This window comes from Nonomuraea sp. B208 (assembly GCF_057536035.1).
Genome location: NZ_BAAJOU010000031.1, coordinates 49471 through 70995, shown reverse-complemented (window position 1 = coordinate 70995; position 21525 = coordinate 49471). Strand labels below are relative to the sequence as shown.

The following is a 21525-nucleotide window of genomic DNA, read 5'->3' as shown; positions in this document are numbered from 1 at the left end:
CTGAACCTGATGTCCCTGTCCCTTGCCCGGACACGGCTTGACCTGGGACCCGACTCGGCTTGACCGACACGGCCCGTCCTGCACCTGCCTGACCTGCGCCTGTGGCTTTGGGCCCTGGCCTGGACCCCCTGACCTGGGCCCCTAACCTGGGCCCCAGACCTGGGCTCCTGACCTTAGCCCTGATCCGGCCTCCTGACCTGGGTCCTCGACCCGGGTTGCGCACGCGCGCACATGGGGTCGCCTGGGGCGGGCCCCGCGGATGCAGTTGAGGGAGCCTCTCGCTTGTCCACAGGCTGGGGTCGCGGTGCCACCGTCATCCACAGAATCCCGTTCGCCGCCCCGCCGCCCGGCCTCCGTCCTCGATCCTGGGTCCCGCACTCACCCGCACGGACCCCGATCCGAGGACCACGACCACGACCATGAGCCACGGAGGCCACCCCATGAAGATCGTTCTTCCGCTGCCCCGCACCCTGACATCCCTGTTCGTCATCGCCGTGGCCCGGCTTCCGGCGGACCCCGGCTCACTCGTGCCCTGGCGGATCGCGCCAGCTCACCGCAGGGCGGCGCTCGCCGCGATGGGCGCAGGTTTCCTGACCATCACCCGGCACGCCACCCCCTGGAGACCGGCAGGGGCGACGCTCCCCGCCGACCATCTGCGACGCCTGCGTCGCACCATGGCCCACCTCGTGGTCGCCGCCACTGCGCCTCCGCACCGCCTGCCCGCCATCGCGCAGACGGCTCGCGCGGTCGCCCGGGCCCTCGCCGACGCCTGCGACGGCGTCCTGATCGACCCCCTGACCGGCGCCTACGTACCAACCCGCGGACGGCGCGCCGACGAACCGCCACGCTTCGACCTTGGCGACGACTGGCTCGGCTGGGACGTCCAGGTGCACGACGCCGCCACCTGCCCGCCGTGGGACCCTGCCGACACGGCCGGTTGCGACTGCCTCCGGATGACCTCCCGCGGCCTGCGCAGGTTCGCGCTGCCCGAGATCACCCTCGATGGCGCGGCCTGCGCCCACAGCCTGTGCGCCACCCACCTCCTGCGCACGGTCGCCCACCACCTGGTCGCCGACCAGCTCGCCTACCTCGCGGCCCATCCCGGCGCCCCGCACCGCCGCCTCGACGACTTCCTCCACATCCGGCCGGAGGGCACGGGCGCGCCGTTCGGCGTCCGACTGACCCCGTACGACGCGGATCAGGGCGAGCTCGGCCGCACCGGCAGCATCCGCCGCCTCAAGGTCGGCCCGGCCCCTGGCGCCGGCCAGGTCACCCGCCTCAAGGTCGGCCCACCCTCGGGCTTCACCGGCTCGGTCAACGCCTGGCTCTGCGCCACTCGAGGCGCCCACCACGCCACGCTCACCTCCACCCCCACCCTGGCCGCCGCCTGATCCTGCCCGGGTTCGGTTTAGCTCGTAACCCGCCGCGGGGAGCTGCGGCGCACGCACGCGCCCCGAGAAGCTGTCCTCGCCTATCACCGCCTGGGCGAAACCCTGAGTGACCCACCCGCCGTGCTGGCCGCGTCATCCGCATGAGGATCACCGGGCTACCCAGGGATCAGCGTTGCGGCCTGAAGTGGAGTGGCTGGACGGCGTTTCAACGGCGGCCGACCGCCGCCGCTGGCCGGGATCAGCGGCTGAGAATGGTGCGCAGGACCTGCTCCAGCGTGGCCAGGGGGTCGTCCGCCATGGACGGGGATCGCCAGGCGACGTACCCGTCCGGGCGGACCAGGACGGCGCCGTCCCCGTTGACGCCATACCGCTCCCGCCAGCACCCCTCCACGTCCCGCAGTTCCTCGCCCACCAGCAGCCGGGTCAGTTGCACCCCGAGCCGTTCCTTCGCCATGCGCCCGGCGTCCATCCAGGCGTGACCGCCCTGCCTGTCGGCCATCAGGACGAAGCCCGAGCCGAACAGGTCGATGGTGGAGATGCGCTGGCCCTCCCAGTCGAGGATCACGTGCGGTGCCCGGCTGCCGGGCCGCCCGTTCGGTACGCGGGGGTCCTCCATGATGGAGCCGTCGTCGCCGGGCTCGTCCAGGATCGCCGTGGAGTGGTAGCGGTGCCCGATCAGGGCGCCGACCGGGTCGGCGAGCGGCTCCGGGTAGCCGACGCGGGCCGCCGGCGGCATGCGTACGCCGAGGTTGGCGAGTTGCGCGTCGGCGGTCAGCGCGCCGATGGGGCGGCGCTCGGCGTCGTACGTGTCGAGGAAGCCCGGTCCGGCCTGGCCGGTGACGACGAGCCACAGCCGCCAGGCGAGGTCGGCGCCGTCCTGGAGGGCGGTGCTGCCGCCCTGGCCGCCGGTGGGCGGCATGGTGTGGGCGGCGTCCCCGGCGAAGAAGACCCGGCCGGCGCGGTAGGTGTCGGCCAGGATGTGGGCCAGCCCGAACGTCGTACGGTCCAGCAGCCGCACGTCGAGGCCGGGACGGCCGGTCGCGACGCGGACGAGCTCGACGCAGCGCTCGTCGGTGAAGTCGGCCTCGGTCTGGCCCTCGGTCAGGTTGACGCCGAGGACGTGCGCGCCGACGCCGGTGCCGGTCACGATGACGCCGGTGAAGACGTCGTTCTGGAGATACCAGAGGGTGACCTCGCGCTCGCGCACCAGGCCGCCGAGGTCGGCGTCGAACATGATCGAGCACATCTGGCCCAGCTCGCCCTTGCCCGAGGTCGGCACGCCGAGGGCGCGGCGCAGGGGGCTGCGGTAGCCGTCGGCGGCCACCACGTAGTCGGCGCGGACGAGCCGTTCCTCCCCGTCGCCGGTGCGGATGCGGGCGGTGACGCCGTCCTCGTCCTGGTCGAGGGAGCTGAGCTCGGTGGAGAAACGCAGGTCGGCGCCCAGCTCCTCGGCGGCGTGACGGAGCACGCGCTCGATCTCGGCCTGGGGCGCGCCGATCTGGGCGGCCGGGGTGACCTTGCCGAGGAAGCTCATGTCCTCGTCCTCGCTGGCCATGATCATGTGAGGGGCGGGGTCGGTCAGGCTCTTGGCGATGGCGATGCGCATGTCGTCGCCGATGCCGGCCCAGATGCCGGACAGGGCTTCCTCCACGCCCGGCACGGGGCGCAGCAGCTCCACGGCGCGCGGGCCCACGCCGAACGCCTTGGGCTGGATGGACGTGCTCGGATGCCGTTCGACCAACATGACCGGCACCTCCCGCCAGGCCAGGAGCATCGCCGCACTCAGCCCCGCGTATCCCCCGCCGACCACAAGGACCGGCACTCGCTCCTGCTCCATTGCTCTCCACCTCCGGTGACGCGTACTATCGCGTTTGTGGCGAGCGACACGATATGTCGCGTCCGCGAAGCCGGTCAAGACATATCGCGAAACTGGGGAGTGAGGTCTTCGTACGGCCGCTACGGGCGGGGCCACGGATTCGGGGAGCGGAGCGTGAGGGCCAGGGCGACCGCCGACAGAGCGGCGAGCAGGCCCCACGACGGCGCGAACCCGTGGGAGACGTCCTTGAGCAGGCCGAGGGCGGGTGGGGTGAGGATGATGGCGATCTGGTTGACGGCCATCGCGGAGCCGAGGGCGAACCCGGTCCTGCCCGGCGGCGCCGACTCGGCCAGGTGGGCGACCCAGGGGCCGTACCAGCCGATGCCGAAGAACCCGAGCCAGACGAACAGGAGGGAAGCCGCGACTGGGGATTGACCGACGGGGGTGGCGAGCGCGACCAGGCCCACGATCACCGCGACCAGGCAGGCCAGCACCGAGGAGTAGCGGCCGGATCGGTTGAATCGGCGGTGGCGGTCGGCGGAGGTGCCGGGTCGGCTGCGGTCGCTCCAGGCGGCCAGGCAGATCCGGCCGGCCGCGCCCGCCGCCTGCACGGCCACGAAGACGAGGGCCGCCGTGCCGGGTGCGAGGGACGCCGTCTCGTGCAGGTGCAGCACGGTCAGAGCGCCGATGCCGCTGTGCACCGCCACCAGGCTTGTCCCGGACACCAGGATCCTGACCATGGCCGGCTCCCGCAGCAGACGCAGCCGCCGAGAGGACTCGGACGCGCGGGACCGCGATCCGGGCTGCCCTGTGGGGCGTGGGCCGGGGCGCGGTTCGGGTGACGGCGGGGGAAGAGCACCGGTGCTGGTGCTGGTGCCGTCACCGGTGCTGGTGCCGCTGGTGCTGACGCCGCCACTGGTGCTCGTGCCGGTGCGGGCTTCGGTGGCAGCGTGCGTGCGCGCGTGGGTGTCGATGTGGGTGTGGTTGTGAGTGATGTGGGTGTCAGCGTGAGCGTGGATGTCGGTGGAAGTGCGAGCGTGGAGGTCAGGCGGGGTCTGGGTTTGGGTGTCGGCGTGAGGGTGGATGTCGGTGGAAGTGTGGGCGTGGATGTGAGGCGGGGTCTGGGTTTGGGTGTCGGCGTGAGGGTGGATGTCGGTGGGAGTGTGGGCGTGGATGTGAGGTGGGGTCTGGGTTTGGGTGTCGGCGTGAGGGTGGATGCCAGTGGGAGCGTGAGCACGGATGCCAGTGGGGGTGTCGGGTTGGGGGTTGGTCGGGGGGAAGGGTGGGCGGCGGCAGAAGGCTGTGAAGGTGATCGCGCCCAGGGACGCGACCGCCGCCCCAACCACCAGCGTCGCCCGCCACCCGGCCGAGGCGGCCAGCGCGGGCAGTACGGCCGCCGCGAGCACACCCCCCAGCGGCAGGCCCGCCTGCCGGATGCCCATGGCGAGACCGCGCCGGGACGTGTCGAACCAGGACGCCACCGACTTGCTGCCCCCGGGCTGGACGGTGCTGTACCCCGCGCCCACCACCAGGAGGACGAGCAGCAGGGCCGCGTACCCGGGCGCGAGGCTTCCCACCGCCAGGCTCGCGGCCACCACGCACGCGCCCGCCCCGACGACCCAGCGTTCGTCGTAGCGGTCCAGCAGTTCTCCGGCGACCAGCAGGCCCGCCAGCGGCGCCAGCTGGGCGGCCGAGAGGAGAAGGCCGAGCTGGGCGGCGCTCAGGTCCAGGTCGTCCCGCAGGTGCACGCCCATCGCCCCGATGCCCTGGACGAAGAAGCCGGAGGCGGCCTGGGTGAACGTGGCGGCGGCCAGCACCACCCACCGGTACCGCCCGGCATGCCACACCGCACGTCCAGCGTCGACCGTCTCACAGGAGGCGAGGGCGGGAGTGGGGGAGGAGCCGCCGGGTGGGTCAGTGGGCGCGGGCTTCGTCATGCACGCGAGCCCGATACCAGGCCGGGTTCCGGACGGGCAGGCCGGTGGGTCCGTATGCCGGTGTGGTGTGTCATGGCGTCAGCCTGATGTAATGGCCTTATGCATCTCAACCCTTACGGCGAGGATGCCGTCAAGCTGGCCGCCGACCTGGCCAACCGCCGCCCCGCGACGCCCGCGGAGCTGGCCGGCCGCTGCCGCGAGGCGGGCATGGTGCTGGAGCGCCCGGTCACGCCGGACGATTTGGTCCGCGTGCACGCGGTCCTGGACGCCTGGGAGAAGGTCGTCGACACCGGCGACGAGCACGAGCGTGCCACGCTGGTCAACCGCATGCTGGCGGAGTCGGCCGCCTACCCCCGCATGACCGACCACGCGGGCGACTGGCACCTGCACTACCGTGACGACCGGCAGCCGCTCGGCGCGGTGCTGTTCGCGCTCATCTCCGTGGGCACCGCGCTGCACCTGGTGGGACGGGGCATGCACCGGCTCAGGCGGTGCGCGGTCAGCGAGTGTGCGGCGATCTTCGCTGACACCTCGCGCACCGGCCGGCAGCGCTACTGCTCGCCGCGGTGCGCCAACCGCGACGCCGTACGCCGCCATCGCGCGAGCCGCACGGCACCCGGCACCTGACCGCGCGAGCCGCACGGCACCCAGCACCTGACCGCGCGAGCCGCACGGCACCCAGCACCTGACCGCGCGAGCCGCACGGCATCCGGCACCTGACCGCGCGAGCCGCACGGCATCCGGCACCTGACCGCGCGAGCCGCACGGCATCCGGCACCTGACCGCGCGAGCCGCACGACCCCTGGGACCGAGCGTCAGGACAGGTGGCGTTCCAGGGACTCGATCTTGGTCGTCATGCCGTCCGTCACCCCTTCGCGCAGGTCGGCCTTGAGCACCAGGCTCACCCGGGGCGCGACCTCGGCGACGGCGTCCACGGCCCGCTTGACCACGGCCATGACCTCGTCCCACTCGCCCTCGATCGTGGTGAACATGGCGTCCGTGCGGTTGGGCAGGCCGCTGTCGCGGACCACCTTGACGGCGCGGGCCACCGGCTCGGCGACCCCTTCGCCGACGCCCAGCGGGGTGATGGAGAATGCGACGATCACGAAGCTGATCCTAGCTGAGCAGCCGAAAGGCCGGGAGAAGCGAAAAGCCACGACGCCGTCGAACGTCGTGGCCCACCGCTCACCCCGGCACGGTCACCCGTGGTCGTGGTCGTGCTCCTCGTCCTCTTCGTCACTGAGCCCCTCGGAGGGCTCCACGCCGAGCACGGCCTCCCGCGGCTCGATCTCCGCGATGTGGTCGACCAGCGCCAGCACGTGGTCCGGCTCGATCAGCCACTGCAGCGCCGAGGCGCCGGTGTCGTCGGCGTTGACCAGCTCGGCCTGCTCCGTGCGCTCCTCGTCGGTGAGGTCGGCGTCCGGGTGGCGGATCTCGGCGAGCGCCGCGGCCTGGAGGGCGTTCATGTCGAGCACCTCGACGGTCAGCTCGACCGTGAGGCGGAGGTACTTCGGTTCTTCATCAGTCATGGCGACGACTCTAGGGCAGCTTCCACTCGACGGGCGCCGCGCCTTGCCTGACCAGCAGCTCATTGGCGCGGCTGAACGGCCTGGAGCCGAAGAAGCCGCTGCGCGCCGACAGCGGGGAGGGGTGGGCGGACTCGACGCGCGGCACCTCGCCGAGCATGGGGGCGAGGTTGCGGGCGTCGCGGCCCCAGAGGATGGCGACCATCGGCTTGTTCCGCGCGACCAGGGCGCGGATGGCCTGCTCGGTGACCTGCTCCCAGCCCTTGCCGCGGTGCGAGGCGGGCTTGCCCGGCATGACGGTGAGGACCCTGTTGAGCAGCAGCACGCCCTGGTCGGCCCACGGCGTGAGGTCGCCGTTGGACGGACGGGGCAGGCCGAGGTCGCTCTCCATCTCCTTGTAGATGTTGACCAGGCTCCCCGGCAGCGGCCGCACGTCGGGGGCCACCGAGAACGACAGCCCGACCGGGTGGCCGGGCGTCGGGTAGGGGTCCTGGCCGACGATGAGCACCTTGACGTCGTCGAAGGGCTGACTGAACGCGCGGAGCACGTCGCTCCCCGCGGGGAGGTATTGCCTGCCCTCGGCGAGCTCCTTGCGCAGGAACTCGCCCATCAGGGCGATCTGCTCGGCGACGGGTTCGAGCGCCGCAGCCCATCCGGCTTCGACGATTTCATTGAGTGGACGACCGGCCATGGCCGTTGAGCTTATCTAGGTCTGGTACGCCTTGTGAGCCGAACGCCCGGAATGATCACGGGCGCCCGCCCCCGTGGCGGGCGCCCGTGAAGGTCCGTCACTTGACGGAGCCGGACATCATGCCCTGGACGAAGTACCGCTGGAACGCGAAGAACAGGATCAGCGGGATGATCAGCGACAGGAACGCACCGGACGAGAGAATGTCCATGTTCGAGCCGAACTGCCGCATCTGCGACTGCAGGTACTTGGTCATCGGCTGGTTGCCGGTGTCGGCGAAGACCAGCGCGATGAGCATGTCGTTCCACACCCACAGGAACTGGAAGATGCCCAGCGAGGCGATCGCCGGCTTGCCCAGCGGGAACACCACGGACGCGAAGATCTTCCACTCCGATGCGCCGTCCATGCGCGCGGCCTCCAGCAGCGAGGCCGGGATGCCGACGAAGAAGTTCCGCAGCAGGAAGATCGCGAACGGCAGGCCGAACGCCACGTGGAAGAGCACCACGCCCGGGATCGAGCCGAAGATCCCGACGTTGCCGTAGAGCACGGCGATGGGGATCAGCGCGATCTGGATCGGCACGATGAGCAGGCCCACCACGACGAGGAACGCGGTGTCCCTGCCGGGGAACTCCATCCAGGCGAAGGCGTAGGCCGCCATCGCCGCGATGCCGATCACGAGGACCGTGGTCGGCACCGTGATGAGCACGGTGTTCCAGAAGGAGGCGGAGAAGCCGCCGCTCAGCAGGTTCTTGTAGCTGGTGATGGTCAGCTCGGCCGGCTTGGTGAAGATCGTCCACCAGCCCTCGGCGCTGTTGACCTGGTTGGTCCGCAGCGAGACCACCATCAGGCCCAGCGTCGGCACCAGCCAGAACAGGCCGAGGATCACCATGACGACCTGGACGGCCCCGCTGCCCAGGCGATCGACCAGCTTGCCGGCGATGCCCCGGCGGGGCGCGCCGGCCCCCAGGCTGTCGGGCGCGGCGCCGGACGGCGCGCTCGCGGTGGCGGTGGTCATGTGTTCTCCCTCCTGAACCTGCGGATGTTCATGATCATGAAGGGAAGGACCAGAACCAGCAGGAAGATGGCCAGCGCGCTGCCGAGCCCCTGGTTGTTGCCGCCGCCGAAGGACACCCGCCACATCTCCAGCGCGACCACGTTCGCCTGTGGCTGGACCGAGGCCGGCGCGATGATGAACACAAGGTCGAACACCTTCAGCGTATTGATGATCATCGTCACGAAGACGACGAGCAGCACCGGCGAGAGCAGCGGCACGGTGATCTTGCGGAACACCTGCCACTCCGTCGCGCCGTCCATGCGGGCCGCCTCCAGCGCGTCACGCGGGATCGCCGCGAGACCGGCCGCCAGCAGGACCATCGCGAAACCTGCCCACACCCACACGAAGGCGCCGATGATGGCCGGCGTGATGAGGGTCGGGCCGAGCCAGGAGAGCCCGCCGTAGGCCGCCTCGAAGTTCGCCTTCGGCAGCCGCACCGTGTAGGAGCCGGCCGGCAGGCCCTCGAAGCGGAACGAGCCGTCCTCGGCGGTCGTGGCGGTGCCGGCCACCTCGTTGCCGCGCACGGCCTCGACGGTCATGCCGGGCAGGCCCTTCTCGGTGCCGTCCACCTGGCCGCTCGTGCCGCCGCCGCCCGCCGCGAAGTCGAACCACACGACGCCCGACAGCGCGTTGCCCGGCTGCGGGGCCTTCGCCGGCGCCGCGTTCGACGGCATGACCGCGGGCTTGACGCCCACGATGGGGATCAGCACCGGCTGGCCCGCCTGGGCGGGCTGCTTGGTGACGACGGCGCCGCCCTGGTCGGCGGCGACCGGGGACTGGTCGCCCTCGCGCGGCCGGGCCTCGGGATAGCCCTGCGAGGAGGAGAACGTGTCGTGCACGGTCGTCAGGATGGCGTTGGCCAGGCCCTTGTCGGGGCTCTGCTCGTACACCAGGCGGAAGATCACGCCGGCGGCCATGAGCGAGACCGCCATCGGCATGAACACGATCAGCTTGAACGCCGTCGCCCACTTGATGCGCTCGGTCAGCACCGCGAAGATCAGGCCGATCGTGGTGACGATGATCGGCGCGACGACGACCCAGATGAGGTTGTTGCGGATCGTCGTCAGCATCCCGCTGTCGGTGAAGATCGTCGCGTAGTTGCCGAGCCCGACGAATCCGGAGCCCCTGGCGTCGAACAGGCTGCGGATGATCGAGTAGACGATCGGGTAGACCACCCAGATCCCGAGCAGCAGCGCCGCCGGGAGGAGGAAGGCGATCGCGACCGCCGGCGAGGGGCCGAGGCGTCGTTTTTTCGGGGGGGTATCAGCCGGTCCGGTGGCGGCCCCGCCCGCGGTCGTCGCGGGCGGGACCTTCGGGCCGTCCAACCGTTCGGTCACGGCCTTACCTCTTTACTTCCAGGCCTTCTTGGCCTCGGCTTCGAGCGCCTCCTGGGCGCCCTTGACGTCGCTCGGCTTGCGCACGAAGTCCTGAAGGATCTTCCACTCGCCCTTGCCGTCGGTGCCGCCGAAGGCGCTGGGGGCCAGGTCGGACATGTCGTAGCGGACGGCGTCGCCGGCCGAGACGATGGTCTGGCCGAGCTGGCGGGTCAGCTCGTCGGGGTAGTTGTCGGGGGAGACGTTCTTGTTCGGCGAGAGGTAGCCGGGGAGCTTGGCCCAGACCTCGCCGCCCTCCTTGGAGGCCAGGAACTGCAGCAGCGCCTGGGCGCCGGGGGAGTCCTTCATGGCCACCGCGACGTCGCCGCCGAGGACGACGGGGGCGGTGTCACCGGCCTTGGGGAAGGGGAAGTACTTGGCGTCCTCGCCGACCTTGGCGCCGGAGTTGACCGCCTCGACGGCCACGAAGTCGGCCTCGATGACCATCGCGGCCTTCTTGTTGCTGTAGACCTTGCTCACGCAGGTCGGGAAGTCCGTCTGCATGGTGCCGGAGGTGCCGTCGACCAGGAACTCCTGCTTGCTGACGATCTGCGCGATCTTCTCCAGGGCCACCTTGACGGTCGGGTCGGTCCAGGGGATCTCGTGCTTGGAGAGCTTGTCGTAGTTCTCCGGGCCCGCCGAGGACAGGTAGACGTTCTCGAAGAGGTCGGTGAGGGTCCAGCCGGAGGCGCCGCAGAGCGAGAACGGGGCCGTGCCGGAGTCGGCGATCGTCTGAGCGTTCTTGACCAGCTCGTCCCAGGTGGTCGCGGGCTGCACGCCGGCGTCGTCGAAGGCGGGGGCGCGGTACCACACCAGCGACTTGTGCGCCGCCTTGATGAGCACGCCGTAGACCTGGCCGCCGGCGGAGCCGAGCTCCTTCCAGTACGGCGTGTAGTTGGTGTCGATCTCCTTGATGACGTCGGCGCCCAGCGGCTTCAGCGCGTTCTGGTCGGCGTACTGCTGGACCAGGCCGGGCTGCGGCAGGATGGCGACGTCCGGCGGGTTGTTGCCCTGGATGCGCGGGCCGAGGTAGGCGCCGGTGTCCTCACCGGTGGAGGCGTAGGTGACCTCGGCGCCGGTCTTGTCGGTGAACGCCTTCAGCACCTGCTCGAAGTTCTTCTGCTCGGCGCCGGTCCACTTGGCCGCGACCTCGAGCTTGACGCCCTTGAGCGGCTTGTCGCCGCCGGCGGCGCTCGCCGGGGCGGACCCCGACGCGGCGGGCTCCGTCGTGGAGGGCGCGTTGCCGCACGCGGCGACGGCTATCGCGAGCCCGGCCAGGACTGCTGCTGCTCTGGCTGTGCGCATGGTGTGCCTCACTGGGTTCTGATGATCTCGTCGAGTTCGGATTTCATCGAGACCGCGGCGTCGGCCGCGGACTCAGGGGTGGGGGTGCCGAGGGCCTTGGCGACCGAACTCGCGATCACCAAGCTCAGCTGGTTGTAGTTGGCGCTCACCGGACGTGCCTTGGCGGCGAGGATGCTCTCCTTGAGCACCGGCAGGTACGGAAAACGCTTGATCAGGTCGGGGTCGTCGTAGAGCTCGGTCCACACCGGCGGGAAGGACCCCTCGGTCAGGACGCGGCGCTCGTTCTCCAGGCTGGTGAAGTAACGGATGAACTCCTGGGCGGTCTGCTGGTGCCGGGAGAAGGCGCTGACGGCGAGGTTGGCGCCGCCGAGCGTGCTGGAGCCGGGCCCGTCGAGTCCGGGCAACCTGGTGACCGCGATCTTGTCGCCCAGCTCGACCCGGGCCGGGCCGTAGGCGTGGGGCCAGTTGCGGGCGAAGGCCAGCCGTCCCTCCTGGAAGGCGAGGCGGGTCTCCTCCTCCTTGTAGCTCAGCGACTCCTTGGGGATCCAGCCCTCCCGCAGCCCTTGGAGCAGGAAGCCGAGCGCGGTCTCCGCCTTGGCCGGGTCGAGGGTCACCCCGGTCCCGTCGCGGTTGAGTATCTGACCGCCGGCCGACTGCAGGGCCTCGGAGAAGTTGACGGTCAGCCCCTCATAGGCGAGGAACTGCCCGGCGTAGCCCTTGACGTCGTGCTTCTCGGTGATCTTCCGTGCCTGGTCGCGGAGCTCGGCCCACGTTCTCGGCGGCTTCTTGACCAGGTCGGTCCGGTAGTAGAGCAGTCCCGCGTTGCTCGTGTAAGGGACCGCCCACAGCTTGTTCTTGTAGACGGCCGTCTCCACGACGGGCGGCAGGAACCTGTCGAGCGGGAAGAGCCCGCGCTCCAGGGGGATGATCCAGCCGTTCTCCGCGAACTCGGCAGTCCACACCACGTCGAGCCCGAGCACGTCGTAGCGGCTGCTCTGGGCCTGGAGGTTGGCCACCATCTGAGCGCGCTGCTCGTCGGCGGCCTCGGGCAGCTCCAGCAGCGTCACCTTCTCGGCCGGGTGGGCCTGGTTCCAGCGGTCCAGCAGGGGTTGCAGGTACGCCGTGGTGTCGCGTCCGGTGGCGAAGGTGATGGGCCCGGTTCCGCCCGTCGCCGACTCGCCGCCGCCCTTGTCGCCCGCCGCCGCGCAGCCGGCCGTCGCCAGGAGCACGGCCAGCATGAGCGGAAGCGGACGGAGCACTCTGTTTCCTCCGTGTTCAACGGGGTTACATACGTGTTAGGTAGATGCATTCATGTTATGCACACCTGTAATCTGAAGGTCAATGGATAACCGCGTAACGCGTTCGTAACACGCGTTCCCATACGCCCGGGGAGGTGAGGCGTGCGGCTTCACCTGCTGGCGCTTCTGGCCAAGGAGCCGGCTCACGGCTACGAGCTGAAACAAGCGCTGGAGCAGACCTTCGGCAGCGCCTACCCCTCCCCGAACATCGGGCAGATATACGTCACGCTGGGCAGGCTGGAGAAGGACGGCCTGGTCAGGGCCGTCGACGTCGAGCAGTCCAACCGGCCCAACAAGAAGGTCTACTACCTGACCGCCAAGGGCCGCGAGCTGCTCGAGATCTGGGTGGACGAGCCCACCGAGGGCCCCCGCGTGCGCGACGAGTTCTTCATGAAGCTCGTGCTCGCGCCGCTCACCGGCATCGCCGACCGGATGGCGCTGATCAGCCGCCAGCGGCGTCACTATCTCGGGCTCATGAGCGACCTCAACGACCTGCTGTCCCGCACGCCCCCGACCGACCGGGTGGCCCTGCTGCTCATCGAGGGGGCCATGCTCCACCTGCAGGCGGACCTTGACTGGCTCGAACGGTGCCAGGAGGATCTGGCATGACCTCCGTCATCAAAACGGTCAATTTGGTCAAAATCTACCAGGACGGCGCCCTGCCCGTGCCCGCCGTACGCGGCGTGGACCTGCAGGTCGAGCCGGGTGAGTTCGTGGCCGTCATGGGCCCCTCCGGGTCCGGCAAGTCCACCCTCGTCCACCTCCTCGGCGGCCTCGACACCAGGACGAGCGGCGAGATCTGGCTCGACGGCAAGCGCGTCGACACGCTCTCCGAGAGCGCCTGGGCGGTGCTGCGCCGCCGGCGCATCGGCTTCGTCTTCCAGTTCTTCAACCTGGTCGCCAACATGACCGTGGGCGACAACGTCGAGCTGCCCGCGCTGCTCGCCGGAGCCTCGCCCAAGGTGGCCCGCGAGCGGCGCGAGAGCCTGCTCGCCGCGCTCAACCTCACCGACCGCGCCGACGCCGCGCCCGCCCAGCTCTCCGGCGGCGAGCAGCAGCGCGTCGCGCTGGCCAGGGCGCTCGCCAACCAGCCCGCCCTGCTGCTGGCCGACGAGCCCACCGGCAACCTCGACAGCCGCAACACCCGCGACGTGCTGCGCCTGCTCGGCACCGTGCACAAGGAGGGCCAGACCATCGTCATGGTCACCCACGACGCCCGTGTGGCCAGCCTGGCCGACCGGGTGGTCTCCCTGTTCGACGGCGAGATCGTCGACGACGGCCGCATCGCCCGCCGCCGCACCGGCACGGCCGGCGAGGTGATCGACCTCAGATGAGCGCCGCACTCGCGGGGAGCCGGTGGATCAAGGCCGACCTGCGGGCCAGGAAGGGCCAGGCCGTGCTCACCGTGCTGGCCGTGGCCGGGATCGTGGCCGCGCTGATCACCGCGGCGACCCTCCTGGAAGAGGGCACCAACCCCTGGCGGAGCCTGTTCGCCAGGACCGACGGCGCCCACGTCTGGCTCTACACCGACGACCGCCCCGACGTCTCGCTGACCGGCATCGACGGCGTGACGCAGGTCGCGGGCCCCTACCGGTCGGCGCCCGTCACCGTGGCCCAGGACGGCAAGAAGGAGCCCGCGGCGCTGCGCGCGATGCCCGCCACGCCGCCGGGGGTGGCGCATCCGGTCGTGGCCGAGGGCCGCTGGCTGGACCCGTCCCAGCCGGACGGGGTCGTGGTCGAGCGGTCCTTCGCCGAGTCGCTGCGGCTCCGGGTGGGCGCGCCGTTCACGATCATCGCGCTGAGCGGCGGGCGGCACACCCTCTACGTACGCGGCATCGCCGACTCCGCCGAGCAGGGCTTCTACCCGCAGTGGACGCCCGGCCTGGCGTACGTGCTGCCCCTCATGCTCGACCGGATCGAGCCCATGCTGGGCCGCAGCGAGTGGGTCACCGGGCTGCGCCTGGCCGACCCCGACGCCACGCAGGTCGTCTCGCAGCGCGTGGTCGTGATGCTGGAGGACAAGCTCCAGCGGGTCTACACCTGGCGCGAGGTCAGGGCCGCGATGGAGCTGGACAACCGGCTGCTGGGCACGCTGCTCGCGCTGTTCGGCGCGGTCGGGATGGTGGCCGCCGCGCTGGCGCTCGCCAACGCGGCCGGCGGCCGGGTGCTCGCCCAGCTCCGCGACCTGGCCACGCTGAAGTCCCTGGGCTTCACCAGGGGACAGGTGGCGCTGCTGCTGCTCGTGGAGCACGGCGCGCTCGGCCTGCTCGGCGTCGTGGCCGGCGCGGTCGCCGGCTGGGGCGTGATGGCGCTGATGCTGGGCTCGACCTCCGTCGCCCCCGCGCCGATGCTGGCCATCGTGGGCGGCACGGCGCTGGTCGTGCTCGCCGCCGTGGGAGTGCCCGCCTGGCGCGGCGGGCGCACGCCGCCGATCCCCGACGTGCCGACCGCGCCGCCGCGGGGCCGCCTGTCGCGGCTCGCGCGCCTGGCCCTCCTCGTACGGCTGCCGCCCGCGCTCGTGCTCGGCACCCGCGACGCCTTCACCCGGCGGATGCCGGCGTTCCTGACCGCGTTCGGGCTGGCCGTGCCGATGATGATGATCACCATCGGGCTCGGCGTGTGGGCCACGCTGGACGACTTCGCCGACCATCCCGAGCAGGTGGGCCAGCACGCCGCGCTGTACGTCCGCCCCGGCAAGGTCGAGCCCGCCGAGGCCAGGCGCATCGCCGAGAGCGACCCCGGCGTGGCCGCCGTCTACCCGGGCACGGAGGTCAACGCCCTGTCGCCCGGAGAGGCCCGGTCCGTACGGGTGCGGGCGATCGGCGCGTCGTCCACGCCGTACCCGTTCCCGGTGGTCGAGGGGCGGATGTACGGCCGTCCCGGCGAGGCCGTGGCCGGGCAGGGCCTGCTCGACCTGCTGGGCGTCGAGATCGGCGACCGGGTGCGGCTCACCGTGGGCGGCACACCGCTGATCGTGCGCATCGTCGGCCGCAACGTCGAGCCCGACCAGGACGGCGAGGTGCTGTCGGTCGGGCTGGACAGCCTGGCGGCCAAGGACGCGGTGCCGCCGGAGTTCTACGCGCTGGCCCTCAAGCCGGGCGCGGACACCGCCGAGGTGCGCGGCAGGCTGCTGGCCGAGTCGGGCGAGGGCCTGGAGGTGCAGGAGGCGGTCAACCCGGCCGACCGGCTGGCGGTCATCCGGGTGATCATCGTGGCGCTGATCGGGGTGCTGGCCCTCATCGGGCTGGCCAACCTGCTCACCGCGAGCGCGCTCGGCCTGCGCGACCACGCCTTCGACCTGGCGGTGCTGAAGGCGATGGGGCTGACGCCGCGCCAGGTCATGGCGACGCTGGTGACCGCCACGGGCCTGCTGGTGGTGCTGGGGGTCGGCGCGGGCGCGGCGGCGGGGATGTCGGTGGTGACGAGCCTGATCGATCTGCAGGGTCACACGAGCGGGGTGGGGGCGGGCATCGGCCGCGCCCCCTCCGCTCTGACCCTGACGATCGCCGTGCTGACGGCCGTGGGCACGGCCCTCGCGGTCGCGCTCATCCCCGCCCGCCGCGCGGCCCGTGCCCAGGTGCCCGTCACCTCTCGCTGACGACCTCCGCGGACTCCCTGCGGGCGGCCGCGCCGCGCTTGAGGCTGAACCAGTAGAAGCCGTGGCCGGGCAGCGTCAGCAGGTAGGGCAGCTCGCCGATCGTCGGGAACTGCACGCCGCCGCGCGCCTCGACCGGCGTCATCCCCTCGAACCTGCGCAGGTCGAGCTCGACCGGCTGCGGGTACTTCGACAGGTTGTTGACGCACAGCATCACGTCGTCGCGCTCCTCGCGGATGAACGTGAGCACCGACGGGTTGGACGACCACATTTCCGTGTAGGCGCCGGTGCCGAACACCGAGTGCTTGCGCCGGATCTGCAGCATCCTGCGGGTGAAGTGCAGCAGGGAGCCCTCGTGGCGCTGCTGGGCCTCCACGTTGACCGCCTGGAAGCCGTAGATCGGGTCCATGACGGCCGGCAGGTAGAGCCGTCCGGGGTCGGCCGTGGAGAAGCCCGCGTTGCGGTCGGGGCTCCACTGCATCGGCGTGCGGACCGCGTCGCGGTCCTCCAGCCAGATGTTGTCGCCCATGCCGATCTCGTCGCCGTAGTAGATGATCGGCGAGCCGGGCAGCGACAGCAGCAGGGCCGTGAACAGCTCGATCCGGTCACGGTCGTTGTCGAGGAGCGGCGCGAGGCGGCGGCGGATGCCGAGGTAGGCGCGCATGCGCGGGTCCTTGGCGTACTCGCTGTGCATGTAGTCGCGCTCTTCCTCGGTCACCGTCTCGAGCGTGAGCTCGTCGTGGTTGCGCAGGAAGATGCCCCACTGGGCGTGCTCGGGCAGCTTGGGAGTGCGCGACATGATCTCGGAGATCGGCTCGCGGGTCTCCTTCTTCACCGCCATGTAGATGCGCGGCATCAGCGGGAAGTGGAAGGCCATGTGGCACTCGTCGCCGCCCGTGGTGGGGTCGCCGAAGTACTCGACGACGTCCTCGGGCCAGCCGTTGGCCTCGGCCAGCAGCACCCGGTCGGGGTAGAGACGGTCGACCTCGGAGCGGATGCGCTTGAGGTACTGATGCGTCTCCGGCAGGCCGGAGCAGGCGGTGCCCTCCCGCTCGAACAGGTAGGGGACCGCGTCCAGGCGGAAGCCGTCGATGCCGAGGTCCAGCCAGAAGCGCAGCACCTCCAGCATGGCCTCCTGCACCGCCGGGTTGTCATAGTTGAGGTCCGGCTGGTGGTGGAAGAAGCGGTGCCAGTAGTACTGCTTGCGCACCGGGTCGTAGGTCCAGTTGGACTCCTCGGCGCCGATGAAGATGATCGGCGCGTCGGGATATCCGGTGGGATCGTCCGACCACACGTAGAAATCGCCGTACGGGCCCTCGGGGTCGTGCCGCGAGGCCTGGAACCAGGGATGCTTGTCGCTGGTGTGGTTCATCACGAGGTCCGTGATGATCCGCAGGCCCCGCTCGTGGGCGGCCTCGATCAGCTGGATGAAATCCCCGAGATCTCCGAAGTCAGGAAGGATCTTCATGTAGTCGGAGATGTCATAGCCGCCGTCGCGCAGCGGCGACTCGTACAACGGCAGCAGCCACAGGCAGTCGACGCCGAGCCATTCGAGATAGCCGAGCTTCTCGATGAGCCCGCGAAGGTCGCCGGTGCCGTCGCCGTTGGAGTCCTTGAACCCCCGGACGAGGACCTCGTAGAACACCGCCCGCTTGTACCAGGCTGGATCTTCGGAGACGAATGCCTCGGAGATCGGCTCCGGCGTTGGGGATGCGTTGATCATATGTCGCTCACAGGAAGAGATGTGGGCAGGACGAAGTCACCGGTTCCCCGGCGTTCTCAATTGGTGACCGCGCCGCCTGGAGTCGTCATCCCTGCGAACTCCATGCCCTCGAACGGGACCGGATTTGTGATCCGCTGCCCGTTTGTGCGGCGCTTACGGGCCGAACACTACCAGCCCGTCGGCTTTCCGGAACCCGCTTCTGCTGTGCCGGGTGTAATACCCACGAGATCCGTATGTAACCACGTTGTTACCGAGAGTTCATGAGAAAGGTGGGACCAGGTCGGCGAGGTCGTTTTCGAAGTCGCTCAGCCAGAGTCCGAAGAGTACCAATCCACGCACCCAGAAGCGGTCGTTCCAGCCATTGAACCTGGTGAGTGCGTCCGGGCCCCCCGCCACCACCTCGTGCAGGTCCTCCGACAACAGCCCCGGCACCCGGCTCACCAGCGTCTCCAGCATGCTGTGCGCATAGTTTCGGGCCGGTGCCGCCGTGGAACGCAGCGGCACCCGCTGGAGCGGCTGCTTGACGACGTTCGTGGAAGGAAGGGCCGCCACCCGGGGATTGGCCGCGTACAGCACCTCGCGGTAGAAGCGGCCCTTGTCCTTGCGGGCCACCCCGACGGAGAGCGCCGCGTCGAAGAAGTCCGGATGGATGAACGGCGCGGCGAACGACGCCTCGGGCCCCACCAGGTTCACCGCCGAGCGCGCGATGCCCCGCACCGTCCTCGTGTGCAGCACCGACAGCGGCAGCTCGGCCCGGTGGCCGTGGAGCATGGAGGTGGCCGCCGCGAACTGCTCGCGCACGCTCTCCTCCATCCACTCCGCCGCCGCCTTCGACAGGAACGGCCGCGAGGGCGCGCCCAGCGACAGCGACCCCAGCACCGCCGCCGACCGCTCGGCCTGCGTCCGCGCCTCCAGCGCGGCCCCGCTCACCATGAAGTTCTTCAGCAGCGGCCCGCCGGCCAGGCCGTCCACCAGGATGCGGCCCGCGCCGTGCACCTCCTTGGCGAAGGGGGCGTACCAGGCGTGGTGCGGGGTGAGGTACTCCAGCCTGCGGGCCACCTCGACGGCGTCCGCCGGGTAGTCGGCCGGGTCCTGGGTGATCACCCGGTGCGGGATGCCCAGCTCCTTGGTGATCGCGCGGGCGAAGGCGATGTCGGTGTCGGTGCCGTCGTCGGGGCTCGTGGTCCACGACTCGACGTCCGCGCCCCGGGCCTTGGCCACGCTCGCCAGCAGGCGGGAGTCGTAGCCGCCGCTGACCGGCACGAGCAGCTTGCGGCCGTCGTACTCGGCGTAGACGTGGTGCAGCAGCTCGACGATCTCGGCGGGGCTGGTCCACGCCTCGTACGGCTCGGTGCGCAGCCAGCGCGGCAGCCGCCGCTCGACCGACACCCGGTCGTGCCGCCACACCAGCGCGCTCGACCCCGGCAGCCGTTTGACCTCGGTGTACGGCGTCGCCTCGCCCAGCGGGAACGTCACCTGGAGTATCGAGGCCCAGGCCGACCAGTCGATCGCGATCGGCACCAGGGAGAGCAGCGGCTGGATCAGCGAGGAGAAGTAGACCGCCTCGCCGAGGCGCACGTAGTAGAGGTCCACCAGTCCGAGCGCCCCCGTGTGCAGGGTCACCTGGTGGCCGTCGCCGATGAGGCCGGGCGTCTCGTACGTCTCGGCCACCGTCATCCAGTCGTCGGCGGCCGGCGGGCGGCGCTCGCCCCAGGCGAAGGCGTACGAGTCGGCCGCGCGGTGATAAGGCGGCAGCGGCGCCGAGCTGAACAGCGCGGCCTCAGGCGTCTGGAGCGCCGGCCGCACCCGCGGGCCCGCCCCGGTGAGCTTGCCCACTATGGCGGTGTCGATCCGGCCGAGAGCGCCGCAGACGTAGGGCCGCACGTTGAACTGCACCGGATCTCATCCCTTCGAGCCGCTTCTCGCAAAAGAGTATCCTTTGCCAGGCTGAGGAAGCGGAGGTCGACTTGTCCACTGAGCTTGAGAGCACGCGCCGGGCACTGCGAGACGCGGTGGCGCAGGCCGAGCGCGCCGCCGAGCTGGCGAGGCTGCTCGACGCCGCCCAGGCACGGCTCGCCGAGGCCGAGCGCAGCGTCGAGGAGGCCAGAGCGCTCGCCGAGCGGCTGAGCGAGGCCGAGGCCGCGCTGGAGGCCGAGCGGGCCGCCGCCGACAAGCTCCGCAGGGAGCTGGCCGAGCAGCGCTTCCAGGCCGAGGTGGCCAACTGGAAGCTGTCGTCGATCAAGGTCGCCCGCTGGAACCGGCTCGGCGACGCGATCAAGAGCGGCAAGAGCAACCCGGTCCGGCTCGCCAAAGGCCTGCGGACGGCCGCCAAGCCGGTCAAGCGGCCGAGCGCGCCCAAGCGCAAGCCGGTCACCCCCGTCGCCGGCAAGGATGAGCGGCCCGGGGCCGCCTACCAGGCGACGACCTCCACCCGCACGCTCGGCGGCGCGTCGTTCAAGCTCAAGCCGTTCCGGGTGCCGACCGGGCCGAACACCAGGCCGCACATCACCGCGGCGGTGATCGCCGACCCGCACGCCGAGGCCCTGCTCCGCTACGAGTGGCGCCAGACCACCGGCTTCACGCCCCGCGACTTCGCCCGGGTGCTCCCGCTGGAGGTGCCCCACCTGCTCGTGGTCGAGTCGGTCACCGAGGGCCCGTGGGCCGAGGAGATCACCGGCGAGCCGGGCGAGGGCATCCGCGCGCTGCTGGCCTGGTGCGCCGAGCGCGGCATCCGCACCGTGTTCTGGCACACCAAGGGCCCCGTCGACGCCTACGCCGCCACCGCGCAGCTCTTCGAGCACCGCTTCACCAACGACCTGTCCGTGCCCTGGCCGCGGCTGCAGTACGGCGTCCAGCCGCGCGTCCACAACCCGCTGCCCCTGGCCGGCGGGCGCATCGACCGGGTGCTCACGCTCGACCAGCTCCTGCCGGGCCACCTGACCTACCCCGACGTGCTGACCTCCTACCGGTGGCCGGCCGCCGCCGACTGCCCGCCCGGCACGCCCCAGTGGCGGCTGGCCGAGATCGCGGCCTGCGGCACGCCCATCGGCACCGAGGCCGACTCGCGGCGGGCGCACGTGGCGCTGCGGCGGGCGTACCAGATGGGGACGATGACCGAGCGCGTGGACGAGATGCTGGAGACCGTCGGGCTGCCCAGCGCCCGCGCCACGCTGGAGACGTCCGTGCTGCTGCCGATCACCGACCCGCACCTCATGGAGCACGGGCTCGCCCAGGTCGCCAAGCAGACCGGCGTGGCCCAGGTGATCGTCATCGGGCCGCCCGAGGCCGAGCTGCGCGCCCGCGACGTGCTGCCGGACCTCGACGTCGTCCACCGCAGGCCGCAGCCCTCCATGAGCGAGGGCGCGATGCTCGCCGCCGGGCTCGACCTGTGCGAGGCCGACCTGGTGGCGGTCATGGACCCGCGCGACGTCTACGGCCCCCACTACCTGGCCGACCTGCGCAGGGCGTTCCTGTTCAGCACCGCCGACATCGTCGGCAAGGCCGCCTACTACGCCCACCTGCGCAAGCCCCAGGCCACGCTGCTCAAGCAGCCCGAGGCCGAGTACGCCTACCTGCCGGAGATCGCCGGCGCAACCCTGCTCGCCCGCAGGAACGCCCTGCGCGAGATCGGCTTCGCCGACCTCAGCGAGGGCTGGGACGAGGTCATGATGCGGCAGTGCCGCACCGACGGGATCAAGGTGTTCTCGGCCGACAGGTTCGGATATGTACGGGTGCGCGACGAGGACCGCTGGCTCCTCGGCGCCGCCCACCTGGTGGAGTACGGCTCCGCCGAGCCCCACGCGCTCATCTAAAGTCGTC

At 71.0% G+C, this 21525-nt stretch carries 17 protein-coding genes; 6 read left to right on the top strand and 11 right to left on the bottom strand.

Annotation, left to right across the window (positions count from 1 at the left end; genetic code table 11):
- The first annotated feature begins 440 nt into the window (after window positions 1-440).
- A complete protein-coding gene (locus tag AC27IY_RS44225) occupies window positions 441-1391 on the top strand; it encodes a hypothetical protein (RefSeq protein WP_487181658.1) in 951 nt (316 codons plus the stop codon).
- A gap of 238 nt (window positions 1392-1629) precedes the next feature.
- On the opposite strand, the gene AC27IY_RS44220 is transcribed toward AC27IY_RS44225, so the two are convergent.
- Both AC27IY_RS44220 and AC27IY_RS44215 read right to left on the bottom strand, forming a co-directional pair.
- Window positions 1630-3228 (bottom strand): FAD-dependent monooxygenase, encoded by a 1599-nt coding sequence (locus AC27IY_RS44220; protein WP_487181657.1) that lies wholly within the window; start codon window positions 3226-3228, stop codon window positions 1630-1632.
- Window positions 3229-3347: 119 nt separating this feature from the next.
- A complete protein-coding gene (locus AC27IY_RS44215; protein ID WP_487181656.1) occupies window positions 3348-5144 on the bottom strand; it encodes an MFS transporter in 1797 nt (598 codons plus the stop codon).
- Between the two features lie 99 nt (window positions 5145-5243).
- Between AC27IY_RS44215 and AC27IY_RS44210 the strand changes: the two genes are divergently transcribed.
- Window positions 5244-5771, top strand: a complete 528-nt coding sequence (locus AC27IY_RS44210) for a CGNR zinc finger domain-containing protein (protein WP_449948699.1) — start codon at window positions 5244-5246, stop codon at window positions 5769-5771.
- 188 nt (window positions 5772-5959) lie between these two features.
- Here AC27IY_RS44210 and AC27IY_RS44205 read toward each other — a convergent pair whose 3' ends face one another.
- The 7 genes from AC27IY_RS44205 to AC27IY_RS44175 all read right to left on the bottom strand — a co-directional run bounded on the left by AC27IY_RS44205 (window position 5960) and on the right by AC27IY_RS44175 (window position 12349).
- The gene (locus AC27IY_RS44205; protein ID WP_344209530.1) at window positions 5960-6250 is read right to left on the bottom strand and encodes an MTH1187 family thiamine-binding protein; all 291 of its coding nucleotides are present in this window, start codon (window positions 6248-6250) and stop codon (window positions 5960-5962) included.
- A 93-nt stretch (window positions 6251-6343) separates the two neighbouring features.
- Window positions 6344-6673, bottom strand: coding sequence for a hypothetical protein (locus tag AC27IY_RS44200; protein WP_423444088.1), 330 nt, complete (start codon window positions 6671-6673; stop codon window positions 6344-6346).
- Window positions 6674-6683: 10 nt separating this feature from the next.
- Window positions 6684-7361 carry a uracil-DNA glycosylase gene (locus AC27IY_RS44195; protein WP_344209528.1) on the bottom strand — a complete coding sequence of 226 codons (678 nt, stop codon included), beginning with the start codon at window positions 7359-7361 and terminating at the stop codon, window positions 6684-6686.
- A 97-nt stretch (window positions 7362-7458) separates the two neighbouring features.
- Complete coding sequence (locus AC27IY_RS44190; protein ID WP_423474560.1) at window positions 7459-8373, bottom strand: carbohydrate ABC transporter permease; 915 nt, start codon at window positions 8371-8373, stop codon at window positions 7459-7461.
- The gene (locus tag AC27IY_RS44185; protein ID WP_487181655.1) at window positions 8370-9749 is read right to left on the bottom strand and encodes an ABC transporter permease subunit; all 1380 of its coding nucleotides are present in this window, start codon (window positions 9747-9749) and stop codon (window positions 8370-8372) included. Before AC27IY_RS44185 ends, AC27IY_RS44190 begins: the two co-directional genes overlap by 4 nt.
- 12 nt (window positions 9750-9761) lie before the next feature.
- Complete coding sequence (locus AC27IY_RS44180; RefSeq protein ID WP_423444094.1) at window positions 9762-11090, bottom strand: ABC transporter substrate-binding protein; 1329 nt, start codon at window positions 11088-11090, stop codon at window positions 9762-9764.
- A gap of 8 nt (window positions 11091-11098) precedes the next feature.
- Complete coding sequence (locus tag AC27IY_RS44175) at window positions 11099-12349, bottom strand: ABC transporter substrate-binding protein (protein ID WP_487181654.1); 1251 nt, start codon at window positions 12347-12349, stop codon at window positions 11099-11101.
- A gap of 141 nt (window positions 12350-12490) precedes the next feature.
- Here AC27IY_RS44175 and AC27IY_RS44170 point away from each other — a divergent pair, with 141 nt between their 5' ends.
- The 3 genes from AC27IY_RS44170 to AC27IY_RS44160 are packed head-to-tail and all read left to right on the top strand — an operon-like array spanning window position 12491 to window position 15986.
- Window positions 12491-12997: a PadR family transcriptional regulator gene (locus AC27IY_RS44170; protein WP_329584123.1), complete on the top strand. Its 507-nt coding sequence runs from the start codon at window positions 12491-12493 to the stop codon at window positions 12995-12997.
- Window positions 12994-13722, top strand: a complete 729-nt coding sequence (locus AC27IY_RS44165) for an ABC transporter ATP-binding protein (protein WP_091090771.1) — start codon at window positions 12994-12996, stop codon at window positions 13720-13722. The genes AC27IY_RS44170 and AC27IY_RS44165 overlap by 4 nt, the downstream gene beginning before the upstream one ends.
- Entirely contained in the window at window positions 13719-15986 is a 2268-nt protein-coding gene (locus AC27IY_RS44160; protein WP_423444097.1) for an ABC transporter permease, read from the top strand. The genes AC27IY_RS44165 and AC27IY_RS44160 overlap by 4 nt, the downstream gene beginning before the upstream one ends.
- Here the strand turns inward: AC27IY_RS44160 and treS are convergent.
- Both treS and AC27IY_RS44150 read right to left on the bottom strand, forming a co-directional pair.
- Complete coding sequence (gene treS, locus AC27IY_RS44155) at window positions 15973-17706, bottom strand: maltose alpha-D-glucosyltransferase (protein WP_344209515.1); 1734 nt, start codon at window positions 17704-17706, stop codon at window positions 15973-15975. The genes AC27IY_RS44160 and treS overlap by 14 nt on opposite strands.
- Before the next feature lie 258 nt (window positions 17707-17964).
- On the bottom strand, window positions 17965-19602 hold the full coding sequence (locus AC27IY_RS44150; RefSeq protein ID WP_364449016.1) for an asparagine synthetase B family protein: 1638 nt from the start codon (window positions 19600-19602) through the stop codon (window positions 17965-17967).
- A 71-nt stretch (window positions 19603-19673) separates the two neighbouring features.
- On the opposite strand from AC27IY_RS44150, the gene AC27IY_RS44145 reads away from it, so the two are divergent.
- Complete coding sequence (locus AC27IY_RS44145) at window positions 19674-21518, top strand: hypothetical protein (RefSeq protein WP_487181653.1); 1845 nt, start codon at window positions 19674-19676, stop codon at window positions 21516-21518.
- Window positions 21519-21525: the final 7 nt, after the last annotated feature.

What these genes read in the sequence shown, in the direction of transcription:
- treS (WP_344209515.1), bottom strand. Translation starts at nt 17,706, where the DNA reads ATGATCAACGCATCCCCAACGCCGGAGCCGATCTCCGAGGCATTCGTC.
- AC27IY_RS44195 (WP_344209528.1), bottom strand. Translation starts at nt 7,361, where the DNA reads ATGGCCGGTCGTCCACTCAATGAAATCGTCGAAGCCGGATGGGCTGCG.
- AC27IY_RS44220 (WP_487181657.1), bottom strand. Translation starts at nt 3,228, where the DNA reads ATGGAGCAGGAGCGAGTGCCGGTCCTTGTGGTCGGCGGGGGATACGCG.
- AC27IY_RS44180 (WP_423444094.1), bottom strand. Translation starts at nt 11,090, where the DNA reads ATGCGCACAGCCAGAGCAGCAGCAGTCCTGGCCGGGCTCGCGATAGCC.
- AC27IY_RS44200 (WP_423444088.1), bottom strand. Translation starts at nt 6,673, where the DNA reads ATGACTGATGAAGAACCGAAGTACCTCCGCCTCACGGTCGAGCTGACC.
- AC27IY_RS44210 (WP_449948699.1), top strand. Translation starts at nt 5,244, where the DNA reads ATGCATCTCAACCCTTACGGCGAGGATGCCGTCAAGCTGGCCGCCGAC.
- AC27IY_RS44225 (WP_487181658.1), top strand. Translation starts at nt 441, where the DNA reads ATGAAGATCGTTCTTCCGCTGCCCCGCACCCTGACATCCCTGTTCGTC.
- AC27IY_RS44215 (WP_487181656.1), bottom strand. Translation starts at nt 5,144, where the DNA reads ATGACGAAGCCCGCGCCCACTGACCCACCCGGCGGCTCCTCCCCCACT.
- AC27IY_RS44160 (WP_423444097.1), top strand. Translation starts at nt 13,719, where the DNA reads ATGAGCGCCGCACTCGCGGGGAGCCGGTGGATCAAGGCCGACCTGCGG.
- AC27IY_RS44190 (WP_423474560.1), bottom strand. Translation starts at nt 8,373, where the DNA reads ATGACCACCGCCACCGCGAGCGCGCCGTCCGGCGCCGCGCCCGACAGC.
- AC27IY_RS44165 (WP_091090771.1), top strand. Translation starts at nt 12,994, where the DNA reads ATGACCTCCGTCATCAAAACGGTCAATTTGGTCAAAATCTACCAGGAC.